This window comes from Leclercia sp. 29361, from assembly GCF_011290365.1.
In the GTDB taxonomy this organism is placed as follows: Bacteria; Pseudomonadota; Gammaproteobacteria; order Enterobacterales; family Enterobacteriaceae; genus Enterobacter; species Enterobacter tamurae.
In genome coordinates, this window is record NZ_CP049786.1 from 4,787,313 (window position 1) to 4,806,911 (window position 19,599).

Here is a 19,599-nt window from a genome sequence, read left to right on the forward strand (position 1 = left end):
GTTAATGTATTTTTATTCACATTTATTGCATGAATATTGATACTATCACGACCTAAGGTGTGTCAACAATGAAAATGAATTTACCGCCATTTATCGAGATCTACCGCGCCCTGATTGCCACGCCGTCCATCAGCGCAACGGAAGAAGCGCTGGATCAGAGTAATGAGACTTTAATCAATCTGCTGGCGGGATGGTTCAGCGATCTCGGCTTTAAGGTGGAGGTTCAGCCGGTCCCGGGAACCCGAAATAAATTTAACCTGCTCGCCAGTACCGGCCAGGGTGCCGGCGGTCTGCTGCTGGCGGGACATACCGATACCGTCCCCTTTGACGATGGGCGCTGGACCCGCGATCCCTTCACCCTGACCGAGCACGACAACAAGCTCTACGGGCTGGGCACCGCCGACATGAAAGGCTTCTTCGCCTTTATCCTCGACGCGTTGCGTGACGTGGACGTGAAAACGCTGAAAAAGCCGCTCTATATTCTGGCGACCGCCGACGAAGAGACCAGCATGGCGGGCGCGCGCTACTTCTCTGAAAACACCTCGATTCGCCCGGATTGCGCCATTATCGGCGAGCCGACTTCCCTGCAGCCAATCCGCGCGCACAAAGGTCATATCTCTACGGCGGTGCGCGTGCTGGGCCAGTCCGGCCACTCCAGCGATCCGGCGCGCGGCGTCAACGCCATCGAACTGATGCACGACGCCATTGGCCGCATCATGCTGCTGCGCGACGAGCTAAAAGAGCGTTATCACTACGAAGCCTTCACCGTGCCGTATCCAACGCTGAACCTCGGCAGCCTGCACGGCGGCGATGCCTCCAACCGCATCTGCGCCTGCTGCGAACTGCATATGGACATTCGCCCGCTGCCGGGCATGACGCTGAGCGATCTCGACGGCTTGCTGAACGAAGCCCTGGCCCCGGTGAGCGAACGCTGGCCGGGCCGTCTGACGGTCTCTGAACTGCATCCGCCGATCCCGGGCTACGAGTGCCCGCCGGACCATCAGCTGGTGGAAGTGGTGGAAAAACTGCTCGGCGAGAAAACCGACGTGGTGAACTACTGCACCGAAGCGCCGTTTATTCAGACTCTCTGTCCGACGCTGGTCCTCGGCCCGGGCTCCATCAACCAGGCCCACCAACCGGATGAGTACCTGGAAACGCGCTTTATCAAACCAACCCGTGAGTTAATTACTCAGGTTGTGCATCACTTCTGCTGGCATTAATGACTGCTCCCCTCTCTCACGAGAGGGGAAAAATCTCATGATCTTCGTCACACTCTCATAAGCATCTCTTATCTGACGCAAAGCCAATTAAATTTCGTAAATTGCCCGCATTTATTCGTTTGCTGAACCGTTTTCGCAGCAATTGACGACGGGGGTTTTACGTGGCTTTATAAAGGGAGATGACAAAATAATGTCCGTTAGATGTCTGGCCGGGCATAAACAAAAATGATGGGGTGACTGGGTTTTTATGAACGAACAATATTCCGCGTTGCGTAGTAATGTCAGTATGCTCGGCAAGGTGCTGGGAGATACCATCAAGGATGCGTTGGGCGAGAACATTCTCGATCGCGTTGAAACAATCCGTAAACTGTCTAAATCTTCCCGTGCCGGTAACGAAGCCAATCGTCAGGAGCTGCTCACTACGCTGCAGAACCTCTCCAACGACGAGCTGCTGCCCGTTGCCCGTGCCTTCAGCCAGTTCCTTAACCTGGCGAACACCGCCGAGCAGTACCACAGCATTTCGCCGAATGGCGAAGGGGCCAGCAACCCGGAAGTGATTGCCCGCACGCTCAGAAAACTCAAGGACCAGCCCGAACTCAACGAAGCGACAATCAAAAAGGCCGTCGAGTCTCTGTCCCTGGAGCTGGTGTTAACCGCCCACCCGACCGAGATCACCCGCCGCACCTTGATCCACAAGATGGGTGAAGTGAACAACTGCCTCAAGCAGCTGGATAACAAAGAGATTGCCGACTATGAACGTAACCAGCTGATGCGCCGTCTGCGCCAGCTGATTGCCCAGTCCTGGCACACCGATGAAATTCGTAAGCACCGCCCAAGCCCGGTTGATGAAGCCAAATGGGGCTTTGCGGTGGTGGAAAACAGCCTGTGGGAAGGGGTACCTAACTACCTGCGCGAGCTGAATGAACAGCTGGAAGAGAACCTCGGCTATCGCCTGCCGGTGGATTTTGTGCCGGTGCGTTTCACCTCCTGGATGGGCGGCGACCGCGACGGCAACCCGAACGTCACCGCAGAAATTACCCGTCACGTCCTGCTGCTGAGCCGCTGGAAAGCTACCGACCTGTTCCTGAAAGATATTCAGATTCTGATTTCAGAGCTCTCAATGGTCGAAGCCACGCCAGAACTGCTTGAGCTGGTGGGTGAAGCCGGTGCAACCGAACCTTACCGCTTCCTGCTCAAAAATCTGCGTGGCCAGCTGCTGGCCACGCAGGCCTGGCTCGAAGCGCGCCTCAAGGGCCAACGCCTGCCGAAACCTGCCGGTCTGCTGAGCCAGAACGAGCAGCTGTGGGAGCCGCTGTACGCCTGTTATCAATCACTACAGGCCTGCGGAATGGGCATCATCGCCAACGGCGAGCTGCTCGATACCCTGCGCCGCGTGAAGTGCTTCGGCGTGCCGCTGGTGCGTATCGACGTGCGTCAGGAGAGCACCCGCCACACCGAGGCGCTGGGCGAACTGACCCGCTATCTCGGCATTGGCGACTACGAAAGCTGGTCAGAAGCTGACAAACAGGCCTTCCTGATCCGCGAGCTGAATTCCAAACGCCCTCTGCTGCCACGGAGCTGGGCGCCAAGCGAAGAGACCCGCGAAGTGCTCGACACCTGCAAAGCGATCGTCGATGCGCCGAAAGGATCGGTGGCGGCCTATGTGATCTCGATGGCCAAAACCCCGTCCGACGTGCTGGCGGTTCACCTGCTGTTGAAAGAAGCAGGCATTACCTTCGCCCTGCCGGTTGCGCCGCTGTTTGAAACCCTCGACGACCTGAATAACGCCAACGACGTGATGACCCAGCTGCTGAACATCGACTGGTATCGCGGCTTTATCCAGGGCAAGCAGATGGTGATGATTGGCTATTCCGACTCTGCAAAAGATGCGGGCGTGATGGCCGCCTCCTGGGCGCAATATCAGGCTCAGGATGCGCTGATCAAAACCTGTGAAAAAGCCGGGATTGAACTGACCCTGTTCCACGGTCGCGGCGGCTCGATTGGCCGTGGCGGTGCCCCTGCTCATGCGGCCCTGCTCTCCCAACCGCCGGGCAGCCTGAAAGGCGGCCTGCGTGTGACCGAACAGGGCGAGATGATCCGCTTCAAGTACGGTCTGCCGGAAGTAACCATCAGCAGCCTGTCGCTCTACACCAGCGCGATCCTCGAAGCAAACCTGCTGCCACCGCCGGAGCCAAAAGACGCCTGGCGCCATATCATGGACGAGCTGTCGGATATCTCCTGCGATATGTATCGCGGCTATGTGCGCGAAAACAAAGATTTCGTGCCTTACTTCCGCTCGGCCACGCCGGAGCAGGAGCTGGGCAAACTGCCGCTGGGTTCACGTCCGGCAAAACGTCGCCCAACCGGCGGCGTGGAGTCCCTGCGTGCTATCCCGTGGATCTTCGCCTGGACGCAGAACCGTCTGATGCTCCCGGCCTGGCTGGGTGCCGGTGCCGCACTGCAAAAAGTGGTGGAAGACGGCAAGCAGAACGAGCTGGAATCCATGTGTCGCGACTGGCCGTTCTTCTCCACCCGCCTCGGTATGCTGGAGATGGTGTTCTCGAAAGCCGACCTGTGGCTGGCGGAATACTACGATCAGCGTCTGGTGAAACCGGAGCTGTGGGCGCTGGGTAGCGAACTGCGTGCGCTGCTGGAAGATGACATCAAAGTGGTGCTGGATATCGCCAACGACTCCCATCTGATGGCCGATCTGCCGTGGATTGCCGAGTCCATCCAGCTGCGTAACATCTACACTGACCCACTGAACGTGCTGCAGGCAGAGCTGCTGTACCGCTCGCGTAAAGCGGAAGAAGAGGGTCTGGAGCCGGATCCACGCGTGGAACAAGCGCTGATGGTCACCATCGCGGGCGTTGCGGCGGGGATGCGTAACACCGGCTAAGGCTTTATGCCCGGCGGCGCTACGCTTGCACGGGCCTACGATAAGTAGGCCGGGTAAGCGTTAGCGCCACCCGGCACATTTCGGTAGTCTCACTATGCAACACGATATCACCTCCCTCCTCACTGACCTGATCAACGGCACATCGCCCCTGCATCAGGTGCATTTTGTTTCTCCGGCCGAACAGGTCACCCACGCCTCCCCTCGTCTGGTGATTATGCTTGAGGGCCAAACCCATGACGTGGTGTTCTCGTCATCCAGGCATCATCCTTTGCCACCCACAACCTGTCTTAGCATCACCTTCGGCAAACAGCAGCTGACGATCCAGCTCCAGCGTGACGCCACCGTTTTGCATCAGCAGCAGGTTGCCAGGCGCGGGCCGAGAACGGGTGCTTTTCTGCTGCAAACGCTCGCTGAGTTGCAGATGCAACCGGATGAGCAGGAGACGGCCAGGCTGGTGGTATTAAGTTTGCTCAGCCACTGTCGCGATCTGCTGGGCAGCGATATCCACACCGCCTCCCGCAGCCGGGCGCTGTTTGAAGCCATTCGGACGTATATCGAAGAACATCATGCATCAGCCCTTACCCGCGAGTCGGTGGCGCAGGCGTTTTACATTTCACCGAATTACCTTTCGCATCTGTTTCAAAAGATCGGCAGCGTGGGGTTCAATGAATACCTGACCCGAACCCGTCTCGAGCATGCCCGACAGCTGCTCAGAGGCTACGATCTGAAAATTAAAGATATCGCCACGCGCTGCGGCTTTACGGACAGCAACTATTTCTGCCGCCTGTTTCGCAAGCACACCGAGCGCTCGCCGTCGGAATACCGCCGCCAGTATCACAGCCAGCTTACCGCCAAAAACTAGCATTGTGATCCCCCTCTCACTTCGCTAAGGACCTTACATTTGTCCAGTATTTAGCAAAATTGACCTCTGGCTCACCCCGCCTGGCCCGCCGTATCCTTAATTCAGACCTGAAGACTTAAGGAAAAATAATGGAACTCTATCTGGATACCGCCAGTGTGGCGGACGTCGAACGCCTTGCCCGCATCTTTCCTATTGCCGGCGTGACCACTAACCCGAGCATTATTGCCGCCAGCGGTGAATCCGTGTGGGATGTTCTCCCGCGCCTGCAGAAGATCGTTGGTCCGGAAGGCACTCTGTTTGCCCAGACCATGAGCCGTGATGCCGACGGGATGGTTGCCGAGGCCAGACGACTGAGCGCTTCTTTCCCGGACATCGTGGTCAAGATCCCGGTCACCGCAGAAGGTCTGGTCGCCATCAAAGCCCTTAAAAAAGAGGGCATCACCACCCTCGGTACCGCGGTGTACAGCGCCGCTCAGGGCTTGCTGGCCGCCCTGGCGGGAGCGAAGTACATCGCGCCGTACGTTAATCGCGTGGATGCCCAGGGCGGAGACGGGATCCGCACGGTGCAGGAGCTGCAAAGTCTGCTGGAACTGCACGCGCCAGAGAGCATGGTGCTGGCCGCCAGCTTCAAAACACCCCGTCAGGAGCTGGACTGCCTGCTCGCCGGCTGTGAAGCCATCACCCTGCCCATCGATGTCGCACAGCAAATGCTCAATACCCCCGCGGTAGAGTCAGCTATCGACAAGTTCGAGCAGGACTGGAAAAACGCGTTTGGTAGCCTCAATCTCTAAGGGAGACATGTTATGGACCGTATTATTCAATCACCCGGTAAATACATTCAGGGTGCCGATGTGCTCACCCGCCTCGGCGATTATCTCAAGCCGCTGGCAGCACGCTGGCTGGTGGTAGGCGATAAGTTTGTGCTGGGCTTTGCCGAAGAGACGCTGCGTCAGAGCTTTGAACAGGCCGAACTCTATGTCGAAATTGCGCCCTTCGGCGGCGAGTGTTCACAGAACGAGATCGATCGCCTGCGTGAGCTGGCCAAAGGTGCCGATTGTCAGGCGATCCTCGGCATCGGCGGCGGTAAGACGCTGGACACCGCCAAAGCGCTGGCGCACTTTATGGACGTCCCGGTCGCTATCGCGCCGACCATCGCCTCAACCGATGCGCCCTGCAGCGCGCTTTCCGTTATCTATACCGACAGCGGCGAATTCGATCGCTATCTGATGCTGCCGCACAACCCGAACATCGTCATTGTGGATACCCAGGTGGTGGCGCGGGCCCCTGCCCGCCTGTTGGCTGCCGGGATTGGCGATGCGCTGGCGACCTGGTTTGAAGCCCGGGCCTGCTCCCGCAGCGGCGCGACTACCATGGCGGGCGGCAAGTGCACCCAGGCCGCGCTGGCGCTGGCTGAGCTGTGCTACAACACACTGGTGGAAGAGGGTGAAAAAGCGATGCTGGCAGCGGAGCAGCATGTGGTGACCCCGGCCCTTGAGCGGGTGATTGAAGCCAACACCTATCTCAGCGGAGTCGGTTTTGAAAGCGGCGGCCTGGCGGCGGCGCACGCCATTCACAACGGTCTGACCGCCATCCCGGATGCCCATCATTATTATCACGGCGAGAAAGTGGCGTTTGGCACCCTGACCCAACTGGTGCTGGAGAATGCGCCGGTGGAAGAGATCGAAACCGTGGCGGCGCTGTGCCACAGCGTGGGGCTGCCGATTACCCTGGCGCAGCTGGCTATTACTGCCGATATCCCCGCCAAAATGCGCTTAGTGGCGGCCGCGTCATGTGCGAAAGATGAAACCATCCACAATATGCCGGGCGGTGCGACACCGGAGCAGGTGTATGCGGCCCTGGTGGTTGCCGACCAGTACGGCCAGCGTTTTTTACAGGAATGGGAGTAACCTTCATGCCCGGCGGCGCTGCGCTTGCACGGGCCTACAATCCGTAGGCCGGGTAAGGCGAAGCCGCCACCCGGCAAAAAAATCCCCGCCAGCGCGGGGATTTTCCTGTTTACAGCAGATCAAACCGGTCGAGGTTCATCACTTTCACCCATGCCGCGACAAAGTCCGTCACGAACTTCTCGTGGGCATCGCTGCTGGCGTAAACCTCGGCCAGGGCGCGCAGCACGGAGTTGGAACCAAACACCAGGTCGGCACGGCTCGCCAGATACTTCACGTCTCCGCTCACGCGGTCGCGGCCTTCAAACAGCTCGCTGGATTCATCGGTAGCCTTCCACTGCGTGCCCATATCCAGCAGGTTGACGAAGAAGTCCGTACTGAGTACGCCCACGCGATCGGTAAAGACCCCGCTCTTACCACCATCGAAGTTAGCGCCCAGCACGCGCAGCCCGCCCAGCAGCACCGTCATCTCTGGCGCGGTCAGGGTCAGTTGCTGCGCTTTATCAATCAGCAGCGATTCGGTAGTCGAGACGTCGATCGCCGCCCGGTAGTTACGGAAACCATCAGCAACTGGCTGCAGCAGCGTAAACATGCCGATATCGGTCTGATCCTGGCGCGCGTCAACCCGGCCCGGCGTAAACGGCACGGTGATGTTCACACCAGCGGCTTTGGCCGCCTGCTCAACGCCCACCACACCCGCCAGCACGATGATATCCGCCAGTGACGCTTTATGCGCCGATTTATAGATGTCTTCCAGCACCGGCAGCACGCGCGCGGCCACGGCGTTGACATCCCAGCTGCGCTGCGGCGCCAGCGCCAGACGGGCGCCGTTGGCCCCGCCACGCTTATCGCCACCGCGGAAGGTGGACGCCGAGGCCCATGCCACCGACACCAGCTCGCTGACCGACAGCCCGGAAGCCGCAATATCCGCTTTCAGGCTTTGAATATCTTCCGCGGTCGGGTGGAAGAACGGCTGTGGCAGCGGATCCTGCCAAATCAGCTCTTCTTTCGGTACTTCTGGCCCGATATAACGCGCAATTGGCCCCATATCGCGGTGGGTCAGTTTGAACCACGCCCGGGCGAAGGCTTCGTTAAAGGCCTGCGGATCGTTGAGGAAACGACGGGAAATCTTGTCGAACTCCGGATCGAAACGCAGCGTCAGGTCGGTAACCAGCATGGTCGGTTTGCGTTTCTTCGACGGGTCAAACGGGTCGGGCATGATTTCCGGCGCATTCGAGGCTTCGAACTGGATAGCACCTGCCGGACTGCGGGTTTGCACCCAGTCGTATTTGTACAGGTTCTCAAAGAAGTAGTTGCTCCACTGGGTCGGCGTCTGGGACCAGATCACTTCCAGACCGGAGGTAATGGCGTCGGCACCAAAACCGCTGCCGTGGGTGCTGGCCCAGCCCAGGCCCTGCGCTTCAAGCGGGCCGCCTTCCGGATCGATACCCACATGGGTCGCTTCCCCGGCACCGTGGGTTTTACCCAGCGTATGACCCCCGGCGATCAGCGCGACGGTCTCTTCATCGTTCATCCCCATGTTGCCGAAGGTGGCGCGGATCGCCGCCGCCGCAGACAGTGGTTCACCGCTGGCATTTGGCCCTTCCGGGTTGACGTAGATCAGCCCCATCTCGGTGGCACCAACGGCACTTTTCGCCAGGCTTTCCGGATGGCGGTGCTCAAGCCAGGCTTTCTCATCACCCCAGTTCACATCGAGATCCGGTTCCCAGACATCTTCACGCCCGGCACCAAAGCCAAAGGTACGGAAGCCAGAGTTCTCCAGCGCCACGTTACCGGCAAGAATAAACAGGTCGGCCCAGGAGATTTTCTGGCCATATTTTTGTTTGATCGGCCACAGCAGACGACGCGCCTTATCGAGGCTGACGTTATCCGGCCAGGAGTTAAGGGGAGAGAAACGCTGTTGGCCCCGGCCCGCACCGCCACGCCCGTCTACGGAGCGATAGGTCCCGGCGCCGTGCCACGCCATACGGATGAACAGACCGGCGTAGCTACCCCAGTCTGCAGGCCACCACGGCTGGGAATCGGTCAGCAGGGCTTTCAGATCGCCTTTCAGAGCAGAGTAATCTAACTTGCTGAATTCTTTGCGGTAGTTAAAATCTTTGCCTAGCGGGTTGGAACGTTCGGAATGCTGGTTGAGAAGGTCGATACGAAGCTGTTTGGGCCACCAGTCCCGGCTGTTGGTGCCGGCACCTGCGCTCTTGTCATAACTGCCCTGATGGAAAGGACACTTACCTGAAGTTTGGTTCTCGTCGGACGTACTCATCGCTCTGCTCCCTCTATGGTTTTATCGTTAGGATATACACCACCGGCAACAAGAGATAATTGAAACCATCCACAGATTTGATAGTTAATACCGTCGATATCTGCCTGAAATATAAAAGCCCTCATCATTGTGAGGGCTTCATCGTTACAGACCCGGGCGAACCCCCAGCGTATGGCAGATCGCGTAGCTCATTTCGGCGCGGTTAAGGGTATAGAAATGGAAATCTTTCACCCCTTCGCGGCTTAAAATCTTCACCATGTCCATGGCAATATTGGCCCCCACCAGCTTGCGGGTTTCGGCGTCATCGTCCAGACCTTCATACATCTTCGCCATCCACAGCGGGATGCGCACGTTGGTCATGTCGGCAAATTTCTTCGCCTGCTTGAAGTTGGAGACCGGCAGAATACCCGGAATAATTTCAACATCGATACCGGCGGAGACGCAGCGGTCACGGAAGCGCAGGTAGCTTTCGACATCAAAGAAGAACTGGGTGATGGCACGGTTGGCACCGGCATCCACTTTACGTTTCAGGTTGAGCAGATCCGCCTGGGCGCTTTTCGCTTCCGGATGCACTTCCGGGTAAGCCGCCACGGAGATGTCGAAGTCCCCCACCTCTTTCAGCAGCGCCACCAGATCGGTCGCGTACATATCCGGCTTACCGCTGCCCGGCGGCAGGTCGCCACGCAGGGCCACGATATGGCGGATGCCGTTGTTCCAGTAATCCTGGGCAATGGTGCGCAGTTCGTCGCGGGTGGCATCGATACAGGTCAGATGCGGCGCGGCTTCCAGACCGGTACGATCCTTAATGCCTTTAATGATGCTGTGCGTACGGTCGCGCTCGCCGGAGTTGGCACCGTAGGTCACCGAAACGAATTTCGGCTTCAGGCTGCTCAGGCGATCGATAGAGGCCCACAGGGTCTGCTCCATTTCACTGGTGCGCGGCGGGAAAAATTCAAAAGAGACGTTAATCTGGCCGTTTACTTCAGCCAGGCTCTGATTCAGGGCTTCCCGCTGGTTGGCGTGAAAAAAGCTCATACCTTACCTCATCAATCGCGTGTCGTTGTTTTGTTGTGTTCGAACTTCTATACGTTTAGACGTCCAGATGTAAAAATGACGGAAAAGCCGACTGGCGTCAACTGAAAATATCATCATTGACGGTGAGGAATGCTCAGGGAAGATGAAAAAGGTTCAGGATGAGGCGACTATTCCCTCTCCCCTGTGGGGAGAGGGGGAAAACATATGGATTACAGCAGCTGTGCCAGACGGTTGATATCTGACTGGATTGCCCCGGCGGTGACGTCACGGCCCGCACCTGGACCACGGATCACCAGCGGGTTATCGCGATACCAGCGGCTTTCGATGGCGAAGACGTTATCGCACGGCAGCAGCGCCGCCAGCGGATGTTCCGGGCGGACGGCTTCAACCCCGACGCGGGCTTTGCCATTGGCATCGAAACGCGCCACGTAGCGCAGAACCAGGCCCATTTCGCGGGCCGCTTCCAGGCGCTGTAGCATCTGCTCGTTCAGGGCATCACCGTTCTCAAAGAAGTAATCCACAGACCCCTCTTCACAGTCCGTCGGCACCAGCGACTCCACGCGCACCTGACCCGGCTCGATATCGTAGCCCGCTTCACGCGCCACAATCACCAGCTTACGCATCACGTCTTTACCGGAGAGGTCAACGCGCGGGTCGGGCTCGGTCAGCCCCTGCTGCCACGCCTGGTCCACCAGGTCGGTAAACGGCACGGTGCCATCAAACTGCAGGAACAGCCACGACAGGGTGCCGGAGAAGATACCGCTGATGGCCAGAATGCTGTCGCCGCTTTCGATCAGATCGCGCACGGTGTGGTTCACTGGTAAACCGGCCCCGACGGTGGCGTTATACAGCCAGTGACGGCCCGTTTTTTCAAAGGCGTCGTGGATCTGGCGATAGTTGCGGGTATTGCTGGCGCCCGCCAGTTTGTTGGCGCTGATAACGTGGAAACCGTGGCTGGCGAAATCGAGATACTGATTGGCGAGCTGTTCGCTGGCGGTCACATCCAGCACCACCAGGTCATCGTACGGGTGGGCACGCATCCACAGGAACAGCGACTCTTCATCCTGCTCAATGGCTTCATCGTTAAAGAAGGCCAGCGCGCGGCTGGCGTCCAGCCCTTCATAGCTGAGCAGGCTGCGGCGACTGTCGACAACGCCTGCCAGCACAAACTCAAAGCCGGTACGCGCCGAGAGCGTGGTCTGCTCGCGGGCAAACAGCTCCAGCCAGCGGGAACCGATGTTGCCTTTCCCGAACAGTACCAGACCGATACGTTTTTCAGCGCGGAACAGCGACTGGTGCAGACCCTGAATCAGGCTCTCGGTTGGCCCGGTGCGCATGACCGCCACCAGGCTGATGCCCTCTTCCGACTGCCAGGTAAACTCTACCGGCTGACCTTTCAACTGCTGCCAGAAGCGGTGGCAGTGCAGCGGGTTACGGGTGACGCCCGCCCCGACCATCGCGATCAGCGCCAGCCCCTGACGCAGACGAAGCTCGCCCGGCAGGCCCGCTTCATCGAGAATTTTCAGCGCGCTGTCGGCCACTTCTGCGGTGTAGCAGAACTGCAGCAGATGACGGTCAGTGTGCACCCCCACGGCGAGCGGGCGCACCTGGGCGCGCTTCAGGATCAGGTCGATCTCTTTATGCGTCTGTTTGAAATCATGTCCGGCAGGCACGAGGAATTCGATCAGGCAGATATCGTCATGGCTGGTGACGATACGCGCCCCCGTGCCGGACGCCAGCACGCGCTCAATGCGGGTCGAGCCCTGGTCCGGCGTGTAGCTGCAGCGCAGCTGCAGATCGATATCGCTGCCGGAGACCGGCTGCAGGGTGCGGGCGTGCAGCACCGGGGCCGCCAGACGGGCCAGCTCGCTGGCTTCGTCGAGGCGCAGCAGCGGCAGCAGGCATGCATCTTTCACCTTGCGCGGGTCGGCGCTGTAGACACCGGCCACGTCGCTCCAGATGGTGACGCGGGATACGCCCGCCAGGGCACCAATCTGCGTTGCAGAGTAGTCGGAACCGTTACGTCCCAGCAGCACGGTTTCACCCGCGTTGCTGCGGCTGATAAAGCCGGTCACCACAATACGTTTATTTGGATGCTGCACCAGCAGCTGCTGGAGCAGCGGATAAGAGAGACCTTCATCCACCTGCGGCTGGGCGCCACGCTCGGCACGCAGGAAGTCCCGCGCGTCGAGCCAGGCTGCGTCCAGGCCCTGCTGTTGCAGGACCGCCGCCATCAGCCGGGCCGACCACACTTCACCGTGGCCCACCACTTCGGCATAGACCGCGTCGGTCACGCCGCTGTCGAGTAACCCGGCCAGGCGCTCCAGATCCTGGATAAAGGTGCTGATCAGGCCATCGGCCACGTCGGCAGGCAATAAGCCGGCGATCAGTTCACTCTGGTAACGGCGTAACGCTTGTTGAACCTGATGCGCAGAGAGACGATCGGTCTGGCTTAACTTCAGCCAGCTAATCAACTGGTTGGTGGTGCTGCCCGCGGCGGAGACAACCATCATGTCCCCCGGCATCGAATACTCTGACATGATCCCCGCGACCCGCAGGTAACATTTCACATCAGCCAGACTACTACCACCAAACTTGTGCAGCTGGCGACCCTTCGCCCCTGCCTGCGCTATCACACTCATGATTACCCCTTGGTTGCGACCCGGAAGCCATTTTCCAGATCGGCAATTAAATCTTCACCATCTTCAATACCGGTTGAGATGCGTAACAGCGTCTCAGAGATCCCGGCGGCGGCACGCGCTTCTGGCGCCATGCCCGCGTGGGTCATTGTTGCGGCGTGGGAGATTAAGCTTTCGACTCCCCCTAATGATTCCGCCAGCGTAAACAGTGACAACCCGCTCAGGAAGCGACGCAGCGTCTGCTCATCGCCATCCAGTTCAAAACTTAACATCGCGCCAAAACCCTTTTGTTGACGCGCGGCAATCTCGTGCCCCTGATTCTCCGGCAGCGACGGGTGATAGAGCTTTTTCACCAGCGGCTGGGTCTTCAGGAAATCGACAATCGCCTGGGCGTTACGCTGCGCCACATCCATACGCGGCGACAGGGTACGCAGCCCGCGCAGCAGCAGGTAGCTGTCAAACGCGCTGCCGGTGACGCCGATATTATTCGCCCACCATGCCAGTTCGGTGACAAGCGCCGGATCTTTGGCAATCACCACCCCGGCCACCACGTCGGAGTGGCCGTTCAGGTATTTGGTGCATGAATGCAATACCAGATCGGCTCCCAGTGCCAACGGGTTCTGCAGCGCCGGACTGAGGAAGGTATTATCCACTACACTTATCGCTCCCGCATCCCTCGAAAGCTGACAAATTTTTGCAATGTCCACCACGCGCAGCAGTGGATTGCTTGGACTTTCGACTAAAACCAGCTTCGGTTTTTCTGCCAGCGCCTGTTTCAGCGCCTGCTCATCACCCTGATCGACAAACAGCACGCGATAGCAACCGCGCTTCGCCAGGCTGTCGAACAGACGGTAGCTGCCGCCATAGCAGTCGTGCGGGGCCACCAGCAGATCGCCAGGCTTCAGGAACACGGTGGTCACCAGATGAATGGCCGACATGCCGGTATTGGTCATCACCGCGCCTGCGCCACCTTCCAGTTCCGCCAGCGCACGCTGGGTGACATCACGCGTCGGGTTGCCACGGCGCGAGTAGTCATGGGCGCGTGGTTCATTAAATCCGGTGAAGTTATAGGTACTGGAGAGATGAATCGGCGGGACAACGCAGCCGTACTGTTCGTCATCATTCAATCCGCTACGCACTGCGATGGTGGCCTGTTTACGCGTCATGGTGAAGGCTTCCTGGCTTAATGGATGAAAAGTCAGGCCCCAGAGTAAACATTGATTATATGGACGTCAATACATCTGGACATCTAAACTTCTTTGCGTATAGATTGAGCAATACGCAAATAGCCGTTAAAATTACATGCTTTAGCGCATAACCCAGAGGCAATATCCGTGTCACGGTGGCGTCTCTACGGTAAACTACGCAAGATTATGGCGCGAAACCCGGCGAACCGCTGCGGTGTCGGCCTCATATTAATGACAGAGAGGATTAAAGGTATCTCATGGCTGAATGGAGCGGCGAATATATCAGCCCATACGCTGAGCACGGTAAGAAGAGTGAACAAGTAAAGAAAATTACGGTTTCCATTCCTCTGAAGGTGTTAAAGATCCTCACCGATGAACGCACGCGTCGTCAGGTGAATAACCTGCGTCACGCTACCAACAGCGAACTGCTGTGCGAAGCGTTCCTGCACGCGTTTACCGGTCAACCGTTGCCGAACGATGAAGACCTGCGCAAAGAGCGTAGTGATGAAATTCCGGAAGAGGCGAAGGTGATCATGCGTGAGCTGGGTATCGACCCGGATACGTGGGAATACTGATTTACAGATATAAAAAAAGCGCCTTGCGGCGCTTTTTTTTCGGGATGCTTATTTCGCGCCCGGGATGCTGAAACGCTTGTTGAAGCGGTCAACACGGCCACCGGTTGCAACATCACGCTGCTTACCAGTGTAGAACGGGTGGCATTTGCCGCACACGTCCAGGTTCAGATCGTGACCCACGGTGGAGCGGATCTGGATAGAGTTACCGCAAGAACAGTTAGCAGTAATCATTTCGTATTTAGGATGGATATCTTTTTTCATGGGGAGAACCTCAGTTAAGGCCGCGTCGCTCTTCCAGCCCTAACGCCAGACACCACGCGATGTTGAATGTAAGTTCTTTGATGCAAAGTGCACCAAAGGCGGCGAATCATACAGAATTTAACCAGGGTATGCAAACTGATCCGCCCGCCGCCTTTCACTAATGTGTATACTAACGCGCCACTTTTCAAGTCAGGAAGATTCGATGCCCGTTGCTCACGTTGCCCTGCCCGTTCCGCTTCCCCGTACCTTTGATTACCTGCTGCCAGATAACATGCAGGCCAAAGCGGGCTGTCGCGTGACGGTGCCGTTTGGCAAACAGCAGCGGATAGGCATTGTGGTTTCCGTGAGCCAGCAAAGTGAGCTGCCCCTCGCGGAACTGAAAAGCGTGGTGGAGGTGCTGGACGACGAGCCGGTCTTCTCCTCCAGCGTCTGGCGCCTGCTGCTGTGGGCCGCCGACTACTATCACCATCCCATTGGCGACGTGCTGTTCCACGCCTTACCCATTCTGCTGCGGCAGGGCAAAAACGCCAGCCACGCGCCGATGTGGTACTGGTTTGCCACCGAGCAGGGCCAGGCGGTGGATATCAACAACCTGAAACGCTCCCCGAAACAGCAGCAAGCCCTGGCGGCATTACGCCAGGGCCGGATCTGGCGTCATCAGGTCGAGAGCCTCGATTTTAACGACGCGGCGCTGCAGAGCTTGCGCAAAAAGGGGCTGAGCGAGCTGGCCTGCGAAGCCCCGGCCCTGGTCGACTGGCGCGACGGCTTTAGCGTGGCGGGTGACCGCCTGCGTCTCAATACCGAACAGGCCACCGCCGTCGGGGCGATCCACAGCGCGTCCGATCGCTTCTCGGCCTGGCTGCTGGCGGGCGTTACCGGCTCCGGTAAGACCGAAGTTTATCTGAGCGTGCTGGAAAACGTGCTGGCGCAGGGGAAGCAGGCCCTGGTGATGGTCCCGGAAATCGGCCTCACCCCACAGACCATCGCCCGTTTTCGCGAGCGGTTTAACGCCCCGGTGGAGGTGCTGCACTCCGGTTTAAACGACAGCGAGCGCCTCAGCGCCTGGCTGAAAGCCCGAAACGGCGAAGCGGCGATTGTGATTGGCACCCGGTCCTCCCTGTTCACCCCGTTTAAGAATCTGGGCGTGATCGTTATCGACGAAGAGCACGACAGCTCCTATAAACAGCAGGAAGGCTGGCGCTATCACGCCCGCGACCTGGCGGTGTACCGCGCCCACAGCGAGCAGATCCCGATTATTCTCGGCTCGGCTACCCCGGCGCTGGAGACGCTGCACAACGTGCGCCAGCGCAAATACCATATGCTGCGCCTGACGCGCCGGGCGGGGAATGCGCGTCCCGCCGTGCAGCATGTGTTGGATCTGAAAGGTCAGCAGGTGCAGGCGGGATTAGCCCCGGCGTTGATTACCCGCATGCGTCAGCATCTGCAGGCCAACAACCAGGTGATCCTGTTTCTCAACCGTCGCGGCTTTGCCCCGGCGCTGCTGTGCCATGACTGCGGCTGGATAGCCGAATGCCCGCGCTGCGATCACTACTACACCCTGCATCAGGCCCAGCACCACCTGCGCTGCCACCACTGCGACAGCCAGCGCCCGATCCCACGTCAGTGTCCCTCCTGCGGCTCGACGCATATGGTGCCGGTCGGGCTGGGCACCGAGCAGCTGGAACAGGCGTTAACACCCTTCTTCCCCGGCGTGGCGATCTCGCGTATCGACCGCGACACCACCAGCCGCAAGGGGGCACTTGAGCAGCAGCTGGCAGAAGTCCATCGCGGCGGCGCGCGCATTCTGATTGGCACCCAGATGCTGGCGAAAGGGCATCACTTTCCGGATGTCACCCTGGTGGCGCTGCTGGACGTTGACGGCGCGCTGTTCTCGGCGGATTTCCGTTCCGCAGAGCGCTTTGCCCAGCTCTACACCCAGGTGGCAGGCCGCGCCGGGCGTGCAGGTAAGCAGGGCGAGGTGGTGCTGCAAACCCACCATCCCGAACACCCGCTGTTGCAAACCCTACTGCATAAAGGCTACGACGCCTTTGCCGAGCAGGCGCTGGCCGAACGCCAGACTCTGCAGCTCCCGCCGTGGACCAGCCATGTGATTATCCGCGCCGAGGATCACAACAACCAGCAGGCCCCGCTGTTCCTCCAGCAGCTGCGCAACCTGCTGCAGGCCAGCCCGCTGGTGGATAATCAGCTGTGGATTTTAGGTCCGGTTCCGGCGCTGGCCCCGAAACGTGGCGGGCGCTATCGCTGGCAAATTCTGCTGCAACACCCTTCCCGAATCCGCCTGCAGCATATCGTCAGCGGAACGTTAGCGTTAATTAACACGCTGCCAGAAGCGCGCAAAGTGAAGTGGGTGCTGGACGTCGATCCTATCGAAAGCTAAAAAATGGTGGGAGGCGGATCGAAAAATTAAACATGCCTCACACTTTTTATGAAAATTCTGTAACCGCTTCCATTCGCAATCTGATAAAACTGACTCAGTCAGAAGAGCGGTGATACGCCGGCGAGGAGAAGAGGTTGAAGTCCAGGAAAGAGGTCGCCTCAGCGACCATGAAAGATGTTGCCCTGAAAGCAAAAGTCTCAACGGCAACGGTATCCCGAGCCTTAATGAATCCCGATAAAGTCTCTCAGACCACACGTAATCGTGTTGAGCAGGCTGCACTGGAGGTCGGTTATCTGCCCCAGGCGATGGGACGTAACGTCAAACGTAACGAATCCCGCACCATCCTGGTCATTGTGCCCGACATCTGCGATCCCTTTTTCAGCGAAATTATCCGCGGCATCGAAGTGACCGCCGCGGCACAGGGCTACCTGGTGCTGATTGGCGACTGCGCGCACCAGAATCAGCAGGAAAAAACCTTCATCGACCTGATTATTACCAAGCAGATCGACGGCATGCTGCTGCTCGGCTCACGTCTGCCCTTCGATGCCAGCATTGAAGAGCAGCGCAATCTGCCGCCGATGGTGATGGCCAACGAATTCGCCCCTGAGCTGGAACTGCCTACCGTTCACATCGACAACCTCACCGCCGCGTTTAATGCCGTGAACTATCTGCAGGAGCTGGGCCATAAGCGCATCGGCTGTATCGCCGGGCCGGAAGAGATGCCGCTGTGCCATTATCGCCTGCAGGGTTACGTTCAGGCGCTGCGCCGTACCGGGGCGACGGTCGATCCGCACTACATAGCCCGGGGCGATTTTACCTATGCCGCAGGCGGGCTGGCGCTGGAAAAACTGCTCTCGCTGCCACAGCCGCCAACCGCAGTGTTCTGTCACAGCGACGTGATGGCGTTGGGCGCGCTCTCGTATGCCAAGCGCCATGGCCTGAATGTGCCGAAAGATCTCTCCATCATTGGCTTCGATAACATTTCCCTGTCTGAGTTTTGCGATCCACCGCTCACGACCGTGGCGCAGCCGCGCTATGAGATTGGCCGGGAAGCGATGCTGTTGTTGCTGGATCAACTGAACGGTCAAACGGTCAGCAGCGGCTCCCGTTTACTGGACTGTGAATTGATTGTTCGCGGTTCAACCCAGGCGCTAACGTAAAGCCGCCGCCTTTCAGACGTCCTCATCTGGTCAAAGGCCCGTCGCTTAAGTAACATGACGGGCTGACAAACGAATAAATACAGCGAAACGATAGTGGCACAACGAGATTATGTACGTCGCGGCCAGCCGGCACCTTCGCGACGCAAAAAGAGTAGCTCACGGAAACCGCAACGCAGCATGCCTGCGGTCTCGCCTGCCATGGTCGCGATTGCGGCGGCAGTACTGGTGGCATTCATCGGCGGCCTCTGGTTCATTACGCACCATAAAAAAGAAGAAGCAGAAGCGCTGCAGGGCAATAAAGTTGTCGGCAATGGCTTACCGCCGAAACCGGAAGAGCGCTGGCGCTATATTAAAGAGCTTGAGAGCCGCCAGCCGGGCGTGCGTGCGCCGACAGAACCGTCTGCCGGTGGCGAGGTGAAAGATCCTACCCAGTTAACCAACGAACAGCGTCAGCTGCTGGCACAGATGCAGGCCGATATGCGCCAGCAGCCTACCCAGCTCAACGAAGTGCCGTGGAATGAGCAGACGCCAGCACAGCGCCAGCAAACGCTGCAGTTACAGCGTCAGCGCCAGGCACAGCAACAAGCTCAGCAGCAACAGCAACAGCAACAACAACAGCAGTGGGCGCAGAGCCAGACGGTACAGCAGCCGAAAACGCAACCGCGCGTGACGGAACAATCGCGTACCGCCCAGACTCAGCCGGTTCAGCAGCCAAAAGCGCAGCCGTCTAAGCAAAATCAGCCGTATCAGGATCTGTTGCAGACCCCGGCGCATACCACCGCCCAGGCGCCGAAAACGCAGCAGGCCGCGCCGATCACCAGAGAGACCGAGGCGCCAAAGCCGACGGCTGAGAAGAAAGACGAACGCCGCTGGATGGTGCAGTGCGGCTCCTTCAAAGGCGCAGAGCAGGCAGAAACCGTGCGTGCGCAGCTGGCTTTCGAAGGTTTTGATTCACGCATCACCACCAACAACGGCTGGAATCGCGTGGTGATTGGCCCGGTCAAAGGCAAAGACAATGCCGATGGCACCATCTCTCGTCTGAAGATGGCAGGTCACACAAACTGCATTCGACTCGCCTCCGGGGGTTGAAACCCCCAAAATCCCCCCCATCTATCATTCTATTCAGCCCTGAGCACTGGCTCAGGGCTTCTGTTTCCCGATTTTGTAACCAGGGG

At 58.7% G+C, this 19,599-nt stretch carries 14 protein-coding genes; 9 read left to right on the top strand and 5 right to left on the bottom strand.

Going from position 1 to position 19,599, the window contains the following annotated elements; genetic code table 11:
- The first annotated feature begins 68 nt into the window (after positions 1 to 68).
- The 5 genes from argE (at position 69) to G7090_RS22940 (ending at position 6,888) form a co-directional block, all read left to right on the top strand.
- Complete coding sequence (gene argE, locus G7090_RS22920; RefSeq protein ID WP_166184805.1) at positions 69 to 1,220, top strand: acetylornithine deacetylase; 1,152 nt, start codon at positions 69 to 71, stop codon at positions 1,218 to 1,220.
- Between the two features lie 247 nt (positions 1,221 to 1,467).
- Entirely contained in the window at positions 1,468 to 4,119 is a 2,652-nt protein-coding gene (ppc, locus tag G7090_RS22925; RefSeq protein WP_166184808.1) for a phosphoenolpyruvate carboxylase, read from the top strand.
- Between the two features lie 94 nt (positions 4,120 to 4,213).
- Entirely contained in the window at positions 4,214 to 4,981 is a 768-nt protein-coding gene (locus G7090_RS22930) for an AraC family transcriptional regulator (protein ID WP_166184811.1), read from the top strand.
- A 128-nt stretch (positions 4,982 to 5,109) separates the two neighbouring features.
- On the top strand, positions 5,110 to 5,772 hold the full coding sequence (fsa, locus tag G7090_RS22935) for a fructose-6-phosphate aldolase (RefSeq protein WP_166184815.1): 663 nt from the start codon (positions 5,110 to 5,112) through the stop codon (positions 5,770 to 5,772).
- Positions 5,773 to 5,784: 12 nt separating this feature from the next.
- Positions 5,785 to 6,888: a glycerol dehydrogenase gene (locus G7090_RS22940; protein WP_106995796.1), complete on the top strand. Its 1,104-nt coding sequence runs from the start codon at positions 5,785 to 5,787 to the stop codon at positions 6,886 to 6,888.
- A 109-nt stretch (positions 6,889 to 6,997) separates the two neighbouring features.
- Here G7090_RS22940 and katG read toward each other — a convergent pair whose 3' ends face one another.
- From katG to metB, 4 genes are all read right to left on the bottom strand, one after another.
- On the bottom strand, positions 6,998 to 9,169 hold the full coding sequence (gene katG, locus G7090_RS22945) for a catalase/peroxidase HPI (protein WP_166184818.1): 2,172 nt from the start codon (positions 9,167 to 9,169) through the stop codon (positions 6,998 to 7,000).
- 144 nt (positions 9,170 to 9,313) lie between these two features.
- On the bottom strand, positions 9,314 to 10,204 hold the full coding sequence (gene metF / locus G7090_RS22950) for a methylenetetrahydrofolate reductase (RefSeq protein ID WP_106995794.1): 891 nt from the start codon (positions 10,202 to 10,204) through the stop codon (positions 9,314 to 9,316).
- A 209-nt stretch (positions 10,205 to 10,413) separates the two neighbouring features.
- A complete protein-coding gene (locus G7090_RS22955; RefSeq protein ID WP_166184821.1) occupies positions 10,414 to 12,846 on the bottom strand; it encodes a bifunctional aspartate kinase/homoserine dehydrogenase II in 2,433 nt (810 codons plus the stop codon).
- 2 nt (positions 12,847 to 12,848) lie between these two features.
- Positions 12,849 to 14,009, bottom strand: coding sequence for a cystathionine gamma-synthase (metB, locus tag G7090_RS22960; protein WP_166184824.1), 1,161 nt, complete (start codon positions 14,007 to 14,009; stop codon positions 12,849 to 12,851).
- 278 nt (positions 14,010 to 14,287) lie between these two features.
- On the opposite strand from metB, the gene metJ reads away from it, so the two are divergent.
- The gene (metJ, locus tag G7090_RS22965; RefSeq protein WP_007369220.1) at positions 14,288 to 14,605 is read left to right on the top strand and encodes a met regulon transcriptional regulator MetJ; all 318 of its coding nucleotides are present in this window, start codon (positions 14,288 to 14,290) and stop codon (positions 14,603 to 14,605) included.
- 48 nt (positions 14,606 to 14,653) lie between these two features.
- Here metJ and rpmE read toward each other — a convergent pair whose 3' ends face one another.
- Entirely contained in the window at positions 14,654 to 14,866 is a 213-nt protein-coding gene (gene rpmE, locus G7090_RS22970; protein WP_003862040.1) for a 50S ribosomal protein L31, read from the bottom strand.
- A 202-nt stretch (positions 14,867 to 15,068) separates the two neighbouring features.
- On the opposite strand from rpmE, the gene priA reads away from it, so the two are divergent.
- The 3 genes from priA to ftsN all read left to right on the top strand — a co-directional run bounded on the left by priA (position 15,069) and on the right by ftsN (position 19,513).
- Entirely contained in the window at positions 15,069 to 17,264 is a 2,196-nt protein-coding gene (priA, locus tag G7090_RS22975; RefSeq protein WP_166184827.1) for a primosomal protein N', read from the top strand.
- Positions 17,265 to 17,398: 134 nt separating this feature from the next.
- On the top strand, positions 17,399 to 18,424 hold the full coding sequence (gene cytR, locus G7090_RS22980) for a DNA-binding transcriptional regulator CytR (RefSeq protein WP_106995790.1): 1,026 nt from the start codon (positions 17,399 to 17,401) through the stop codon (positions 18,422 to 18,424).
- Positions 18,425 to 18,517: 93 nt separating this feature from the next.
- Positions 18,518 to 19,513 carry a cell division protein FtsN gene (gene ftsN, locus G7090_RS22985; protein WP_166184830.1) on the top strand — a complete coding sequence of 332 codons (996 nt, stop codon included), beginning with the start codon at positions 18,518 to 18,520 and terminating at the stop codon, positions 19,511 to 19,513.
- Positions 19,514 to 19,599: the final 86 nt, after the last annotated feature.